Genomic DNA, 16,490 nt, shown 5'->3' with positions numbered 1-16,490 from the left:
TTTTTTCCCTTGCTGTTCACGGCTTCTTCATTGATTGGGATGGTTTCAGGTGTTATACTTTAGGAAAAGAACATTCTTTTGGAGGAAACTATGCAAAAAATCGCAATATTTACAGACAGCGCTTGTGACCTGACCGATGCGGAACTGAACGAATACGGCATCCGGTTCCTTCCGCTACAGATTATTTATAATGACAGTTCCTACAGAGACCGCGTGGAGATCAGTGCCGATGAAGTGTATGGCAATTTGGAAAAAGAAGTGCCAAAAACCAGCCTGCCCACGGGCACAGATATTGACGCCCTTTTCCTGGAGCTTAAGAAAGAAGGCTATACCCATGCCATTGGCGTCATGATCTCCGGGGGTCTTTCCGGTACTGCAAATTCTGTAAAACTCATGGCGGAGGAGTATCCAGAAATTGAAACTTATATATACGACACCAAAAATCTGTCCATCTCAGAAGGGATCATGGCATTGAAGGCTGCTAAAATGGTCAAAGACGGCCTCTCCTTTGAGGAAATCAAAGAAGCTCTGCCAGAGGAGAAAAAGAGCGTGGACACCTACTACTGCCTGGCCACCTTGGAGTATCTCATAAAAGGCGGAAGAATCGGCAAGGTTTCCGGGACCATCGGACAGATGCTGAACATCAAGCCCATCATTTATGTCAACGAAGAAGGCGTCTACGTAACCTTAGATAAAGCAAGGGGAACCAAGCAGGCTTACATGAAGCTTGTGAGCATCCTGAAAGAAAACCTTGAGAAGACCAAGTGTAAAGTTTATGTCATGCATGGCGGCGCGAAAAAAGAAGCCCAGGACATGGTGGAGAGAATCAAGGACCTTCCTGGCATTCTGTCCCTGGAGTTCAGACAGATTTCTCCTGCCCTTGGTGTGCATACAGGACGTGGACTCATCGGTATCGCTGTGGAGCGAATATTCGGTTAGGTCACTTCTTGACAAATAATAACAGTAATACTACAATAGAGCCATGGCTAGGGGTGCTTTCAACAAGCTGAGAGACAATATCATTGTCAACCCTGTTACCTGATCTGGTTAGTACCAGCGTAGGGAAGCGGATAAACGAATGTTTTAACTGCCTTACCCTAAAAAGTAAGGCAGTTTTTGTTTTTATCCTAGCCTTCGAAAAAAAGGAGGTATAATCATGTCCAATCTGCTCGAAAGCGTAAAAGAAGCGCTTCAGTCCCTTGTCACAAATCCCACGTCCATCGGTGCCCTGGTGATTCTTTTCGCCCTCATCGTCTTTGTGATGGTGGTGAAAAAGGTGAAACTGACTCCACTGCTCATGGCTCAGATCAGTCTTTCTGTGGCCATTTGCGCGGTGCTGAACGCATTCCCTCTCTTCAAGATGCCCCAGGGAGGAAGTGTAACTCTGGCTTCAACTCTTCCCATCGTCATCATGGCCTTTGCCCATGGTCCTGAAGTGGGAATGCTCACAGGATTTCTTTTTGGTGTCGTGAACCTTTTCCTGGGGCCTTACATCATTCATCCGCTGCAGACACTCCTTGACTATCCGCTGCCCTTCATGCTGGTTGGTGCTTCCGGATACTTCAAGCAGCGACACCTTGGAAGCATTGCGGGGCAGGTGCTGAGACTTCTCATGCATGTGCTGTCCGGCGTCATTTTCTTTGCTTCCTATGCCCCAGCTGGCCAGCAGGAGGGCCTCGGACTTTGGCTCTACTCCATCAGCTACAACGGAAGCTTCGTTCTTCTGGAAACAGTGATTCTTCTCGTCATCATCACGGTACTACCCTGGGAGAGATTCATGAAAACCTTGGGGAGCCGGAGGCAATTCACGCTGAAGAAACCTGAGACCCATGCACTATAGACCGTTACCTTTGGGAGCCTCGAGCTCCCTTTTTTTGTTCTTAAAAAGAAAAGACCATCCGGATTTTCTCCAGATGGTCTTTTCTTCTATAGGAATGGAATGGTCTTTTTCTTCACTGCTTTATTTCTTGCATATATTTCCTGCTCATCATTTCGGAACGCTTCCATGATGACGTCATACTCTGGATTTGTTGCAGCGAATCTTTCCGCCTGACCTGCCTCCAGATGCTCACTGAAATCAGGGTTTATGGGAAGCTCCGCAAGAAGGGGAAGTCCCATTTTTTCCGCCTGGCTTTCTGCGGTGTTTCTTGTGAACACATTCATCTTTTCCCCACAGTGGTTGCACTTGATGTAGGACAGGTTCTGAATCACTCCCTTTACAGGAATCTCCAGTTTCTCTGCCATGTTCACCACTTTCTGCACAATCATGGAAACCATGTTCTGTGGAGTGGACACCATGACAAGGTAATCCACAGGGAACTGCTCCATGATGGTCATGGCTACATCTCCGGTTCCTGGCGGCATATCAATGAGAAGATAATCCAGTTCACCCCAGTCCGTATCTGTGAAGAGCTGCATGAGGACATTGCCAAGCACTGGACCTTTCCATAGAAGAGGTTCCTCCTCTTCTATCATAAAGTTCATGGAAATGGTCTTGATGCCTAGACCTGTTTCCACTGGAACAAACTTGAACACATTCTCCACATCTGTAGGTGCATATCCAGTTCTTTCCTTCTCCAGACCAAAAAATCTTGGCATGGATGGACCTGTGATGTCTCCGTCCAAGACGCCCACCTTATAGCCAAGCTTTCTCAGCTGAACTGCAAGCACTCCTGTGACGGTGGATTTTCCAACACCGCCTTTTCCGCTGATGACACCCACCACATGTTTGATCTTCCCATACTTAGGTTTGATCAAGTCACATTTCATGTCTTTGAGACATTTATTCTTTACTGCGCAAGTTGCACATTTAATCATAAGAACCTCCCTAGAATCCCTCCGGTTTAGTATCTGACAGAATCGTTTCCCATCCTGTCATTTCATTGGCATACTTTCCATAAACGTAGTACACCTTCGATGTATGGTCGCTTTCCACCTTTGTCGTCACTTCTGCTTTGTAAACGATGGTGGTATACCCTTGGGTCTTGACCTCCAAAACCACATCTGCTTTCTCTCCATGGGAAAGAATCACAGCGCCTTCTTTCAGGGCTTTCTCCCTGAAATCTTCGATGTCTCTGGAAAGCTGGTACTTTAGCGTCTCCACATCATTATAGAATTTTATGCCAATACTCTTCCCATTATACTCTTCTTTCACCATTTTGATAAGGTCCAGAAAAGACCCATAATAAATGTCCTCGAAGAACTTTGGCTTCCGGATGGCATAGAGGTTTTGAATGAGGTGGTTGTCGATACGGTCCGTCACGATGTACTTCTCATCCTCACTATAGAAATTGGCTTTCTTCTGATTGGACATACCGGCCACATAACTGTAGTACCGCACATTCCCGTCCAAATCATGGATTTCAAAGATATAGTCCGGCTCATGACTGATGATCTCATCTGCATGCTTCGCGGAAGAGAGGCTCTCATAAAGACCGTTGATGGTGCTTTTATCCGTGACGATGAACCGGAACCCCTTATCTCTTGTGCTTTGAATGATGATGGTGGAAATATCCGGGGACTTTAAGTATTCAAAATCCGTATTCTTGAACCCATACTTCACTTTCAGATCTTCCAGTCTGCCACATCCCGCAAAAAGAAGCAGTACGAGGAGCAGACTGAAAAAAACCGTCAGCCGTTTCCTCCTCTTCATTTCACTCTCTCCTTTATGACATTGGAAAGCTCTGCGAATTTCTCCACTGACAAGGTTTCCCCTCTGGCTTTCAGATCAATTCCCGCTGCCTCCAGCACCTCTTCAATGAACTCCCGGGTATATCCCATGGACTTCAGATTGTTAGAGAGGGTTTTTCTTCTCATGGTGAACACCATCCGTACGATTTTGAAGAAAAGCTCTTCATCTTTCACATAAGCTCTTGGCTTTTCAAGCTTTGTCAGACGGATTACAGTGGAATCCACTTTAGGTCTTGGCATAAAAGATTCCGGCGGTACATTACGTACAATTTTTGTATCACAATAATACTGGACCAACACCGATAAGCTGCCATAGTCTTTGGTTCCTGGCACAGCATCCATTCTCTCTGCCACTTCCTTCTGGATCATGATGGTCAAAGAGGAAAAAGCCACCTTGTCATTTAAAATCTTCGTGATGATGGGCGTTGTCACATAGTACGGAAGATTTGCCACGAGTTTGATTTCTTTTCCTGGATAAACAGCGTCCAGCTGCACCTTCGTAGCATCGCCATGGATGAGATGAAAATTCTCATAGTCTTTCAGCTCTTCCTTTAGAATGGGCAGAAGCTTGTCATCTAGTTCTATGGCCGTCACGGAAGCTGCCTCTTTCAGCAGTTCCCTCGTAAGGGTTCCCACCCCAGGACCGATTTCAATGACGTAATCCTCTTTTGTCACTCCGGCACCTTTGACGATATCTCTAACAATGTTCTGGTCCACAAGAAAGTTCTGACCCAGACTCTTGGTGAACCTGAACTGATATTTCTCTACTAGTTCTCTTGTATTACTCATCCCTAAACTCCTCAAAATTATTCACAACCGCTTCCATAAACTCTTCTTTTGAAATCCTGAAAGAATTCAGTTTCGATAAGAAGGAACTGGAATTTCCATATCCTATGCCCAGTGCCTTTCCTAAAATCTGTCTTCTGTTTTTGGAGTCTTGCGCACCCGTCAGCTTGAAATACTGCATATCCCGTATGCTGAAGGTAATGACAGCATCTTCCATCACCGCTTTCGCTTTGGAGAGGGCTCTTAAGATCGCTTCAGGGGCAGCATTTTCCACACCGATGTCTCCATCTTTATAGCCTTCCTCCCGCATGATATAGGCATGCTTGGCCTCTGGCACTCTTTTGGCAATCATCCTCCTGATTCTTTCTCCTGCGTGATCCGGATCTGTCAGGATGATGACCCCGGTTCTTCTGGAAGCTTCTTTGATCTTGTCCATGGAGGCTTTATTGATGCCATATCCGCTGACAGAAATCACCTCTGCATCCACAGCCTTTTTCACCGCCGACACATCATCTTTTCCTTCAACCACAATTACTTCTTTAATCATTGTTTTTACTCACCTTCAAAATTTCTACCCTTTATTATAACAGATAATCTGAAACTTCCCAAAAAAAGGACCAAGAAGCATACTACTTCTCAGTCCTTTTGGAATGTCTTTGATGGAATTACTCCAGAATGTAAATGGTTACGGTTCTTCGTCCCCAACGGTAGGCTTCTGCAGTGCTGTTCACATAGATGTCGATCTTGTTGCCTTTAATGGCTCCACCTACATCTTCTGCGATGGCATATCCGTAGTTTTCTACATATACTTTTGTTCCCAGCGGAATGACATTTCTGTCTACCGCGATGGTGGACCAGCCGCTCGGATTTCTTACAGGTTTTGTACCTGTTGCTGTAATGCCATGTCCCGCATAGGCTGTGGCTTCAACTCTAAACGCCTTGGAGTAGTTTAAAGAGCTTGGTATGGCTGAGCCTCTGGATGCATTGATAGAAGATGCCGATGGCTTCTTTCCATATACTGTGGTATTCTTTGTGCCCACATGAACAATCTTGTCTACAGCCTCTTTCAGCACTTCAGTGGATAGAACTTCTTCTGATACCTGAACGCCGTCTTCAAAGGTCAGCTTCTTGGTGACAACACGCTCACCCTTGACGCCTTCCTGCTTCACAACAGTCTTTCCTTTGTCTATGGTGCTGTCCTTCTTCTCTTGAACAGTAAATGCAATACTCTGGTTTTCCTCTACCACTTCAGTGGTGACACGGATGATGGTGATGGCCATCCCGTTTGCTATGGCATCTTCCATAGAAGAAGAAACTTTGTCGAGCTCATTGACTACCACTTCTTCAGCAGTAAAAAATGCACCTACAGTCTTTTCTGGAGTCAGATATGTAACTTCCTGTCCATCCGCGATGAGGGTCACACCAACAGCACGGTCAATGTTGACCTTCATGCCGCTTGTTACTTCATCTTCCAGGGATGCGGATACTTTATCCTTCTCCATTAAAGCAATATTCTCAGTTTCAAAAAAAGCACCAACGGTTTTCTCTGGGGTCAGATATGAGGTGACAGTCCCGTCAATAGAAACCTGCACAGGAACTGCGCGGTCAATCTGGATCATATCTTTCTTTCCTAGGGTTTCGTTTGTATTTTTGCTTAATTTGTCTTTCTCAGCAATGGTGATTCCATTTTCTTCTAAAACTTCCTCAACAGTGTCTTTAAATGTTGATACTACTTGCTCTTTTCCATCGATAACAATTGTAATGTTCTTCATCATACTGTCTACAGCAATGACCACTGTCATAATTACAGCGGCTGCAAACAGGGCAATGAATACACTCTTTGAAAAATATCTTTTCATATTACCCTCCTTTGAGCTACGGACCTATTATATCCGCGCCTCAAATCGGTGTCAAAAAATAGCGATAATCATTGACGCTCAATGACTATCGCTATTAAATATTCTAAATATGAATAAATTGTTAACAGGATTCTTCACAAGTCCCAGTCTTAAATCTTGAAAAGTTTTCTCATGTTCTTTTCTGTTGCCAAAAGCACTTCTTCTTTTGTCATATTTTTGATCTCGGCGATCTTTTCTGCAACCCCATGAAGGTAATCAGAACGGTTTCTTTTTCCTCTATAAGGAACCGGAGCCATATAAGGGGCATCGGTTTCAATGAGAAGCCTTTCCAGTGGAATTTCTGCTACCACATCTGGCAGCTTTCTGGCATTTTTAAATGTCACTACGCCAGATATCCCCAGATACCCTCCAATCTTTACGATCTCTCTTGCCATCTCCACGCTTCCAGAATAGGAATGAAATACAGAAGTGACCTCTTTGTATTCCTTGGCCATGGAAAGCACATCCTCATGTGCTTCACGGTCATGCAAAATGATAGGAATTCCAAGGGTTTTCGCTATCTCATACTGAGCTCTTAAAGTTTTTTTCTGTACTTCTTTGGGTGGATTGGACTCCCAGTAGTAATCAAGACCTACTTCACCCACTGCAACAAATTTATCTCTCTTCAAAATCTCCAGAAGCTCTTTCTCCACTTCTTCATTATACTCATCAGCATGCTCCGGATGGATCCCCACAGCACCATAAATATAGTCATGATTTTCCACCAAGTCCACCGTCTTTTGGACAGAGGCATAGTCGGAGCTCATATTTAAAATGGCCCCTACACCATTTTCCTTCATTTCTTTTAGAAGCTGTTCCCGATCTTCATCAAATTGCTCATCGTCATAGTGTGCATGGGAATCAAAAATCTTCTCCATAACCTTCCTCCTGCTTCTCACTTGTGAAGTGAAAACTTTACATTCATGTACAAATTGTAAACATATTAAGCGAATGTTCATCATTTGTACATAATTGTAAAAACCCATTGATTCTCAAGGACTTTTCCACTTGTAAAGGACTCTTCACAGCTATTAATTTTCTAAAACGTCTCTATTTCGTAAGTTTTTTGTCATAATTGGCCCCTTTTTCGCACCGTTTTTTTACTTTTCTTGGTCTGATACACTGTAAAAGGAGTCCTTTTTCAGTGTACCATGAATTATTGTGCACATCAAAATCAAAAGCTGAAATTCACATCTCTCATTTCAACATTCACCCACAGTCTCTCCTCTATATACAACCCTATTTCATGAAAAAGGAGGCTCTGCACATCTCTTCAACGTGCAGAACCTCCCTTCCTTATATATGTAGTGATGGGATTTAGCTGACTACTGTTCCTTCTTCCATTTCTTTATCCAGTGAAACAATGGATAGCGCATCCTCATCAGAGGCTGCCAGAATCATTCCTTGAGAAAGTTCTCCTCTTAGCTTCACAGGTTTCAGATTTGCTACCAGGACCACTTTTTTACCAATGAGATTCTTTGGCTCGTAGTGCTCTGCGATGCCGGATACCACTTGGCGGATCTCATTTCCAAGGTCCACTTTGAGCTTCAGAAGCTTCTTGGCTCCCTTGATCGGTTCGCATTCCAGCACTTTTACCACACGAAGATCAAGCTTTGCAAAATCATCAATAGTAATCTCTTCCTTTAAAGGCTTCACATCTTTCTTGGGTGCTTGAGAAGCATTCAGTGCATCCAGCTCTTCCAGCTTCTTCTCCACATCTATCCTAGGGAAGATGATTTCCCCCTTGGCTACGGAAACGCCCGCCTTGGTTCCACCAAAGCTCTTCACACTTTCAAAGGAGATATCTTCTGCGCCAATCTGCTCTTTGACCTTCTGCGCTGTGGTAGGCAGGAACGGCTCCACAAGAGCTGCGACAATTCTTAATGTCTCCACCAGATTGTACAGTACACCCCCAAGTCTTGCTTTCTTTTCTTCATCCCTTGCAAGAATCCAAGGTGTGGTTTCATCAATGTACTTATTCGCTCTGCCAATGAGGGTCCAGATATGGCTCAGCGCTTCTGGAATCTTCAGTGTATCGATGGCTTCTCCAACGAGCACACTGGTCTTTTCTGCAAGCTGCACCAGATCCTTGTCAAAGTCTCCTTCGTCACATCTTTCTGGAATAACTCCTTCAAAATACTTGTCCACCATGGAGACACTTCTGGACAGAAGGTTTCCAAGATCATTGGCAAGGTCGGAGTTGATTTTCTTGATGAAGGTTTCATTGTTGAAAAGTCCGTCGCTGCCAAAAGGAATCTCTCTTAATAAGAAGTAACGCACCGCATCCACACCAAAATGCTCTACAAGAACCACTGGGTCCACCACATTTCCTTTGGATTTGGACATCTTTCCACCATCCACCAGGAGCCAACCGTGGCCAAACACCTGCTTGGGGAGTTCGATATCTAAAGCCATGAGCATGATGGGCCAGTAAATGGTATGGAATCTTAGGATGTCCTTACCAATGAGATGCACATCGGCAGGCCAGTACTTCTTATATAAAGTGTCATCATTTAAACCATATCCCAAAGCAGTGATGTAGTTGGAAAGCGCATCGATCCATACATAAACCACATGGCCCTCATCGAAGGTCACTGGAATGCCCCAGTCGAAACTGGTTCTGGATACACAAAGATCCTGAAGACCCGGTCTTAAGAAGTTGTTGAGCATTTCATTCTTCCGGGATTCTGGCTGAATGAAATGAGGATGATCCTCTATGTGCTTGATGAGCCTGTCAGCATACTTGCTCATTTTAAAGAAGTAGGCTTCTTCCTTAGCCTTTTCTACTGCTCGTCCGCAGTCTGGGCACTTGCCATCCTTCAGCTGTGAATCTGTCCAGAAGGATTCATCCGGTGTGCAGTACCATCCTTCGTAAACGCTCTTATAAATGTCTCCCTGGTCATAGAGCTTCTTGAAAATATCCTGCACCACTTTGATATGATCTGCATCGGTGGTTCTGATGAACTTATCATAGCTGATGTCCATGAGTTTCCACAGATCTTTGATGCCTGCAACAATATGGTCCACATACTCTTTAGGGGTCACGCCTTTGTCTTCTGCCAGTCTTTGGATTTTCTGGCCATGCTCATCACTTCCTGTGAGGAACATCACATCAAAGCCGTCTTTTCTCTTGTACCTTGCCAGGGCATCGGCTGCCACTGTGGTATAAGTATTTCCGATATGCAGGTTCGCTGATGGATAGTAAATGGGGGTTGTAATGTAATAGGTTTTCTTCATGAATCCTTCCTCCTAAATCAGTTCAATGTTACAAATAAAAAAGTCTCTATGATCTGAATCCAGATCATAGAGACGTGTTTTACAACGTGTTACCACTCTACTTTGCAGCCGCTTCACAGCAGACTGCCTCAAAAGGTGACTCCTTATCACCCTGCCCTTTAACGGTGGCATCCGTGCATCCTGATTATTCAGATGCAAGACTCCAAGGCCATCTTCCAGAATTTCCTCTTTACCTCTCTTTCACCAAACCGGAGGCTCTCTGAAAAGCATTCATTCTGTACTCTTCTCTTCTTCGTCTATATATCGTACTTTATTCTAGCAAAGAAGATGAAAATATGCAATGATTCCTTCTTTTTTGTTCTTTCTCCTGGCAGAACCTCATAGAACCTAGCAAATCCTCTGCTGTTCAAGGAAAAACCAGTGTGTTCTTTTGAAGGAGCATCTCCGATTCAAGGTTTTATCAAGCTTTATCAAGCTTTGATGAATTTTTATCTCCTTTCCTATAGATATTTTCTCGTTCCTGTTATATAATATAATTTGTTTGGGGGCGTAGCTCAGCTGGGAGAGTGCCACACTGGCAGTGTGGAAGTCGTGGGTTCGAGTCCCATCGTCTCCACCATTATTTTTTTCACCGTCAGGAAATAAATCCTTGACAAAACCCTATGAACACTGATATAACAGTATAGTAGGTTTTAAACAGAATATGCAGATATGGCGGAATTGGCAGACGCGCTAGCTTCAGGTGCTAGTGGGGGAAACTTCGTGCAGGTTCGACTCCTGTTATCTGCACCACAAAGAATGATCTTTTCTATGGAAGAGATCATTCTTTTTTTGCTTTTCATTTCTACTGTAGCTTTTAACAATGATATACTGATATAAAAGAGAGAAGAAAGGAGCCGCATTTGATGAACTATAAAATCAGTCATTATATTTTCCTGGCAGGGCTTTTTCTCGGGGTTATTTTCTATACCTTGGCTGCATCCATAGGCGAAGGAAATGAAGGGCTAGGAAGAATCCTAAGCTACCTTTCCATAGGTACGCTTCTACTGGGACTTCTTCAATATGTGCTCTATTACCGCTGCCCTCACTGCAAGAAACCCCTCATCAGCAGCAAAGGAAGAATTCCAGTTGCCTGTCCTCACTGTAAGAAAGAGCTGTAAAAAAAGACAAGAGCTTGAAACAAGCTCTTGTCTTTTTTCTTTCATAATTTATCTGGCTGCGAGAAACGCTTCCACTTCTTCTGGACGTATTGGAATGTCCTTGGAGAGATTCTCCATGGCGTCTTTGGTGATCAGGATGTCATTTTCCAGCCGGATGCCAATGCCTTCCTCTTCAATATAGAGACCAGGCTCCACTGTAATGACCATACCTTCTTCCAGGAGACCTTCCCGTCTTCCCACATCATGGGTATCCAGTCCCAGGAAATGGGAGGTATTGTGGTAATAGTACTTTCTCACCTCTTCGTCCTTTTCGATGAGTCCCAGAGCTTTCAGTTCTTTTGCATAGATCTCATGAACCAGTTCATTGATTCTTGCATAAGGAACACCTGGTTTTAAAATCTTCAGCACTTCATCATGGGCTTTCAGGACGATATCATAGAACACCCTCTGCCTTTCGGTGAACTTACCACTGACAGGGAAGGTTCTTGAAATATCAGCACTATAGTAGCCATACTGAGCGCCAAGGTCCAGAAGCATCAAATCGTTCTCCTTCACTTCTGCGTCATTGGCCACATAATGAAGCACTGTAGCATTTTGCCCCGCAGCACAGATGGTGGTGAAGGCAAAGTCCTTCACGCCATGACTCTTCAGCGTGAAATTGAAATGAGCCTCCAGCTGATATTCTTTCATGCCAGGCTTGGCATTTCTCATGAGATTTCCAATTCCTTCTTTAGTAATCTCAATGGCCTTCTTCATGAGGGCTATTTCTTCTTCTGTCTTATATACTCTCAGCTTGCAGATTTCGTTATAGATGTTCTTCACACGCACCTGAGGATACTTGGCTGTAATTTCTTTTGCAAACAGCACACCCTTTGTATCTGGGCTTCCATAACCGTCTTTCTCAAGGTCCAGATAGATCCTGGAAAGATCATCTTTAAAAATACTCTGATTGAGGAAACCTTCAAAGGTATCGAGGAATCTTACTTCCTCCACACCAGATACTTCCTTTGCTTTTTCTTCAGATATGGTTTCTCCCACCCATTTCACCAGGACCGGATCTCTTCTTTTGATAAAAAGAAGCTCTTCCACTTTTCCTGGGGTTTTTCTCAGGGCTAAGATTACATGCTCCTCTTCTATACCTGTCATATAATAGAAATTTCTGTTTGGTGTGAAGTCATAGGCTGCATCCGCCGACTTCTTAGGGGCTTCCCCTGCAAAAAGAAGCAGCAGTGACCCTTCTTTCATTCCATCCGCAATGCGGCTTCGGTTGTTCTTATGAAAATCTTTCATGACATCCTCCTCAAATATACGATAGTCTTCTTTCTTGATTGTATCACAGCTGAAAAAATCTAAAACCCAGAAAATACTGAAATCTGATATATTTCACTAAAAACTAGTACTGAACCCGTACGAATATAAGAGTACTGTTCATCCTGATTTCTCCTTCTCAATTAATTGGGCTAAACTTAATCGCGCCTGTGTTATTTCTTGTGAAAATATTGAAAAAGTCTTCAGGATTACATACAATGAAAGTAGGCAAAGTAGGTTGATGTGCGTTAAGTGCCAGATGGACGGGAAGTTGCCACTGGACGAAAAACTGCTTTACCAGTTTACGGTACATCATCCGCATTCCGTTGCCACACAAGGAGTCTTCTCTTTATGTGGTGAATCACCAATAATAAGGGAGGTCATTTTTTTGGAAAAAATGATGCACACAGTCAAGTTGTCCGCACAGGAGATGAGAAAAACCTCCGTGGTTACCATCGGTGGAGTCCTCATCGCCATCAGCGTCGTCTTATCTTTCTTTAAAGTCCCACTGGGTCCGACCCTGCAGATCAGTTTCGCCTCGCTGCCCATAGCCGCCGGGGGAATGCTCTTTGGTCCATTTGTAGGCGCTGTCATCGGTTTTGTCAGCGATCTTCTCGGATTCATCGTGAGACCAAATGGGTTCTTCTTCCCAGGATTTACCCTGAACGCCATTCTCATCGGTGTTTTCTACGGGTTCTTTTTCTACAAAAGAAAGGTAACGCTTCTGAACGTTATTCTAAGTTCCTTACTGGTGACCCTTGTCATCAACCTGGGACTTACAACTCTTTGGCTCAGCATGATGTATGGAGATGCTTTCATTGTGCTTCTCGGTGCACGCGTCCTGAAAAACGTTCTGCTGTTCCCCATCGACACAGCGCTTCTTTTCATGATTTTAAAGATCATGGAGGATCTGCGGCATCGCTTCAAGATCAGTTAGCTCCTGAGCACACCACTTACCCAATGACGATTTCTAAAGCAGTTCAATTTTTTGAACTGCTTTTTTGTTTCATCAATCTTTCAGGAAGTCTTCAGGTTTTTATCACTAGATATCTCCCCCTATATGTTATACTCTTTTTAATAATACTATTGAATCTTTTATACTATGCATCTTCAAAACTATATTGCCATAGAGGAGAGGTGTTCCATGAAAAACAATATCCTCAGTAAACTGTTCAAAAAGCTTGCTGCCGCTGCAGCCATCCTTTTGGGTTTCGTTCTCCTTCTATCTCTTGCTGGTTCCTATGGACGATATCGAACTAAGGAAAATACTAGGGAATTAGTCATAGAACATCTTGAGTTTCTCAATGAAAGCATTGAAAACGAGGAATACGAGAGAATTCTTGAGCTTGAAGGTGTGCAGAAACAAAATTTCTGGAAGAATGATGAGGAGAGCCTCATTATAGAGTATTTCTGCAAGGGTGCAGGCATAGCCTCAGCTGGGACCTATGCTGGATTTTACTACACCAGTGAAGATCAGCCAGTAGGTTTTGATGGCACTGCGTTAAACTTCACCAAAACGAAGAACGGTGGGTGGAGATGGGAAGAAGAGAATGGCGACAACTATGAGTATACAGAAAGAATCTCAGCCCATTGGTACTACTATGAAGCCGGATTCTAACTCTTATCCCATCGCCATTCTGTAGCCTCATATAGAACAACTGAAAAAGCACAGCAAAAAAGAGCACCCTCGTGCTCTTTTTTAGTTTCATTATTCCACTGCCACCAGCTGAACAGTGATGATATACTCTTCTTTCTCAAAAATATCCAGAAGCTCTTTCACACCAATGTTCATTTCCTGAGTATCGATGGTGAGATTCATGCTTGCCGCATTATTGATGGGAATATCCTGGTTGATGGTGATGATATTTGCATTGAACTGACGGAGGGTCTCCAAAATCTTGGAGAGAACGCCCGCCTCGTGGCTGATCAGGAAAGAAAATGTCGCTTTTCTTCCTTTGCTTCCTTCTGAAAGAAGAAAGACATGATCTTTATATTTATAGTACGCACTTCTAGAAATGCCTACTGCCTTTACCCCTTCACTGATGTCTTTCACTTTTCCGGTATGAATCAGTGTCTTCACTTCCAGTACCTTTGTGAAAATCTCAGGCAGGATTCTGCTGTTGACTACATAGAGCTCATCGCCCATAAATTCACCTTCTTTCATCTTCCCTTACCTGTCCTTGATATTAAGCTTGATACGAAGCTTTTCCAGCATATCCTTGGTCATGGCTGCCAAGTCATACTCTGTCTTGAAGCCCCATTCCTCAATGGCTGCTGTGAAGTCAATGTTGTCCGGCCAGTTGTTTGCGATGCCTTGTCTCACTGGATCCACCTGATAGGTCATGGTAAATTCAGGAATATGTTTTTTGATTTCCGCTGCAATCATCTCTGGATCAAAGGACATGGCGGAAATATTAAATGCATTTCTATGGATCAGCTTCTTAGGATCTGCTTCCATGAGCTGGATGATGGCATTGAGCGCGTCGGGCATGTACATCATATCCATGAAGGTTCCTTTGTCTATATAGGATTCATAAGAACCTTTCTTCAGCGCATCATAATAGATGTCCACTGCGTAATCTGTGGTTCCGCCTCCTGGAGGTGTCACATAACCGATGAGTCCCGGGAATCTTACCCCTCTTGTGTCCACCCCAAACTTCTGGAAATAATAATCACAAAGAAGCTCTCCTGAAACCTTTGTCACACCATAAATGGTCGTTGGTCTCTGGATGGTATCCTGTGGCGTATCCTTCTTTGGTGTGCTTGGTCCAAAGGCTCCGATGGAGCTTGGTGTGAAAAAGCTCGTATTGTTTTCTCTTGCTACTTCCAGCGCGTTCACCAGTCCACCCATATTGATGTCCCAGGCAAACTTTGGATTTCTTTCTGCAGTGGCAGAAAGAAGTGCTGCCAGATGGATGATGGTATCCACCTTTTCATTCTTCACAATTTCCGCCATTTTCTGTCCATCCAGAACATCTAGCAGCTCATAAGGACCTTCTAGCAATGGTGAACCCTCTTCCGGTCTTCTGATGTCTGTACCAATAACGTTATTTGCTCCGTAATGGTCTCTTAAAACAGTGGTCAGTTCTGATCCCAGCTGGCCCATGGCACCTGTGATGAGTATTTTTTTCATAGTAGCTCTCCCTTATATTACGCCTAATTCTTTTCCAATTTTTTCATAGATTCTCACTGCTTCCAGAAGCATTTCTTTGGTATGCTGGGCTGTTGGCATATTTCTCACTCTACCGGTACCCATGGGCACGGTTGGGAAGACGATGGATTTGGCATAAACCCCTTCTTCAATGAGTCTTCTGGAGAACTTCTGAGTCAGTGTCTCATCTCCAATGATTACAGGTGTAATTGGTGTCGCAGATGCTCCAATGTTGAAGCCCAGGTTCTTCAGTTCTTTCTTCAGGAAATCTCCGTTTTCCCATAGCTTCTGATGAAGACTTGGATCTTCTTCCATAATTCTGATGGCTTCAATACAAGCCGCTGCATTGGCTGGGGTAAGAGATGTGGAGAACAGGAAAGGTCTTGCGCGAACCTTCAGCCAGTCAATAAGATCCTTGGTTCCTGCCACATATCCACCAACGACGCCAATGGCTTTGGACAGTGTCCCCATCTGGAAGTCGATGTTCTTGGCATGACCGAAATGCTTCACTGTCCCAGCACCTTTTCCCATGACGCCTGATCCATGAGCATCATCGATATAGGAAATGATATCCAGCTCCTTACATACTTCTACAATGCCATCGATGTTTGCCACATCCCCATCCATGGAGAAGACGCCATCACTGATGTACATGATTTTCTCATAAAGTCCGGAAGCAATGGCTTCCTTTGCTTTCGCACGAAGATCTTCCATATCCTGATGCTTCACACGGATGATCTTTGCACCGGATAGTCTGCATCCATCTATGATGGACGCATGGTTGAGTTCGTCAGATAAGATGGCATCCTTCTTTGTCATCACCGCAGAGATTGCCCCCATATTGCAGTTGAACCCAGATTGGAAGGCAATGGCCGCTTCCGTTCCTTTAAATCTTGCAAGGGTCTTTTCCAGCTCATCATGAATGTCCATGGTACCATTGATGGTTCTTACCGCACCTGCACCTACACCATATCTGTCTGTAGCTTCTTTCGCCGCCTTCTTCAAACGCTCATCGTTTGCCAGTCCAAGATAGTTGTTGGAAGAAAGATTAATCAGTTCTCTTCCTCTAATTTTTATCTTGGGTCCATTGGCCCCTTCCAGAATATCAATCTCATTATACAGTCCTTTGCTCTTCAGATCGTCCAGGTTCTCTGATAAGAACTTTTCTAACGCTTTACTCATTTCGACCTCCTGTGTACTTCGTGTATTTACAAATAGTTTTATTTGTCCGTATACTCAATTATAACAGAGGGGAATCAG

16 protein-coding genes, 2 tRNA genes, 2 riboswitches and 1 other annotated feature are annotated in these 16,490 nt (G+C 43.9%); of the genes, 7 read left to right on the top strand and 11 right to left on the bottom strand.

The features are described 5' to 3' along the window. Positions 1-90: 90 nt before the first annotated feature. Together BM243_RS06960 and thiT are read left to right on the top strand one after the other, a co-directional pair. Positions 91-939, top strand: coding sequence for a DegV family protein (locus BM243_RS06960; protein WP_074911672.1), 849 nt, complete (start codon positions 91-93; stop codon positions 937-939). Positions 940-978: 39 nt separating this feature from the next. Beyond that, positions 979-1,082: riboswitch (TPP riboswitch) on the top strand. 74 nt (positions 1,083-1,156) lie between these two features. Further along, on the top strand, positions 1,157-1,840 hold the full coding sequence (gene thiT, locus BM243_RS06955; RefSeq protein WP_074911671.1) for an energy-coupled thiamine transporter ThiT: 684 nt from the start codon (positions 1,157-1,159) through the stop codon (positions 1,838-1,840). A gap of 86 nt (positions 1,841-1,926) precedes the next feature. On the opposite strand, the gene BM243_RS06950 is transcribed toward thiT, so the two are convergent. From BM243_RS06950 to metG, 7 genes are all read right to left on the bottom strand, one after another. Then, positions 1,927-2,817, bottom strand: a complete 891-nt coding sequence (locus tag BM243_RS06950) for an Mrp/NBP35 family ATP-binding protein (protein WP_074911670.1) — start codon at positions 2,815-2,817, stop codon at positions 1,927-1,929. Positions 2,818-2,827: 10 nt separating this feature from the next. Beyond that, on the bottom strand, positions 2,828-3,652 hold the full coding sequence (locus BM243_RS06945) for a YhfM domain-containing protein (protein ID WP_074911669.1): 825 nt from the start codon (positions 3,650-3,652) through the stop codon (positions 2,828-2,830). Next, positions 3,649-4,479 carry a 16S rRNA (adenine(1518)-N(6)/adenine(1519)-N(6))-dimethyltransferase RsmA gene (gene rsmA / locus BM243_RS06940; protein WP_074911668.1) on the bottom strand — a complete coding sequence of 277 codons (831 nt, stop codon included), beginning with the start codon at positions 4,477-4,479 and terminating at the stop codon, positions 3,649-3,651. Before rsmA ends, BM243_RS06945 begins: the two co-directional genes overlap by 4 nt. Further along, positions 4,472-5,023, bottom strand: a complete 552-nt coding sequence (gene rnmV / locus BM243_RS06935) for a ribonuclease M5 (RefSeq protein WP_074911667.1) — start codon at positions 5,021-5,023, stop codon at positions 4,472-4,474. The genes rsmA and rnmV overlap by 8 nt, the downstream gene beginning before the upstream one ends. A 118-nt stretch (positions 5,024-5,141) precedes the next feature. After that, complete coding sequence (locus BM243_RS06930) at positions 5,142-6,335, bottom strand: ubiquitin-like domain-containing protein (protein ID WP_074911666.1); 1,194 nt, start codon at positions 6,333-6,335, stop codon at positions 5,142-5,144. Positions 6,336-6,484: 149 nt separating this feature from the next. After that, the gene (locus tag BM243_RS06925) at positions 6,485-7,252 is read right to left on the bottom strand and encodes a TatD family hydrolase (RefSeq protein WP_074911665.1); all 768 of its coding nucleotides are present in this window, start codon (positions 7,250-7,252) and stop codon (positions 6,485-6,487) included. Positions 7,253-7,691: 439 nt separating this feature from the next. Further along, positions 7,692-9,611 carry a methionine--tRNA ligase gene (metG, locus tag BM243_RS06920; protein ID WP_074911664.1) on the bottom strand — a complete coding sequence of 640 codons (1,920 nt, stop codon included), beginning with the start codon at positions 9,609-9,611 and terminating at the stop codon, positions 7,692-7,694. Between the two features lie 65 nt (positions 9,612-9,676). Continuing rightward, positions 9,677-9,913, bottom strand: a binding site (T-box leader). Between the two features lie 241 nt (positions 9,914-10,154). Between metG and BM243_RS06915 the strand changes: the two genes are divergently transcribed. From BM243_RS06915 to BM243_RS06905, 3 genes are all read left to right on the top strand, one after another. Then, positions 10,155-10,230 (top strand) — tRNA-Ala (locus BM243_RS06915). Positions 10,231-10,316: 86 nt separating this feature from the next. Continuing rightward, positions 10,317-10,403, top strand: a tRNA-Leu gene (locus BM243_RS06910). Between the two features lie 113 nt (positions 10,404-10,516). Continuing rightward, positions 10,517-10,771: a hypothetical protein gene (locus BM243_RS06905; RefSeq protein WP_074911663.1), complete on the top strand. Its 255-nt coding sequence runs from the start codon at positions 10,517-10,519 to the stop codon at positions 10,769-10,771. 48 nt (positions 10,772-10,819) lie between these two features. Here BM243_RS06905 and BM243_RS06900 read toward each other — a convergent pair whose 3' ends face one another. Further along, positions 10,820-12,061 (bottom strand): aminopeptidase P family protein, encoded by a 1,242-nt coding sequence (locus tag BM243_RS06900; protein WP_074911662.1) that lies wholly within the window; start codon positions 12,059-12,061, stop codon positions 10,820-10,822. A gap of 245 nt (positions 12,062-12,306) precedes the next feature. After that, positions 12,307-12,410, top strand: a riboswitch (THF riboswitch). 66 nt (positions 12,411-12,476) lie between these two features. On the opposite strand from BM243_RS06900, the gene BM243_RS06895 reads away from it, so the two are divergent. Then, positions 12,477-13,016, top strand: coding sequence for a folate family ECF transporter S component (locus tag BM243_RS06895; protein ID WP_083422683.1), 540 nt, complete (start codon positions 12,477-12,479; stop codon positions 13,014-13,016). A 207-nt stretch (positions 13,017-13,223) separates the two neighbouring features. Next, entirely contained in the window at positions 13,224-13,697 is a 474-nt protein-coding gene (locus tag BM243_RS06890; RefSeq protein ID WP_074911661.1) for a hypothetical protein, read from the top strand. 90 nt (positions 13,698-13,787) lie between these two features. Here BM243_RS06890 and BM243_RS06885 read toward each other — a convergent pair whose 3' ends face one another. Genes BM243_RS06885 through BM243_RS06875 form a run of 3 tightly spaced genes read right to left on the bottom strand, consistent with a single transcriptional unit; the run spans position 13,788 to position 16,412 of the window. Beyond that, positions 13,788-14,225 (bottom strand): ACT domain-containing protein, encoded by a 438-nt coding sequence (locus BM243_RS06885; RefSeq protein ID WP_031574984.1) that lies wholly within the window; start codon positions 14,223-14,225, stop codon positions 13,788-13,790. Positions 14,226-14,249: 24 nt separating this feature from the next. After that, positions 14,250-15,212 carry an L-threonine 3-dehydrogenase gene (locus BM243_RS06880; RefSeq protein ID WP_074911660.1) on the bottom strand — a complete coding sequence of 321 codons (963 nt, stop codon included), beginning with the start codon at positions 15,210-15,212 and terminating at the stop codon, positions 14,250-14,252. 12 nt (positions 15,213-15,224) lie between these two features. After that, the gene (locus tag BM243_RS06875) at positions 15,225-16,412 is read right to left on the bottom strand and encodes a glycine C-acetyltransferase (RefSeq protein WP_074911659.1); all 1,188 of its coding nucleotides are present in this window, start codon (positions 16,410-16,412) and stop codon (positions 15,225-15,227) included. Positions 16,413-16,490 lie beyond the last annotated feature (78 nt).

The organism is Proteiniclasticum ruminis (assembly GCF_900115135.1).
GTDB lineage: Bacteria > Bacillota > Clostridia > Clostridiales > Clostridiaceae > Proteiniclasticum > Proteiniclasticum ruminis_A.
The sequence above is the reverse complement of the archived record's forward strand: the minus strand, read 5'-3'. Positions and strand labels throughout refer to the sequence as shown.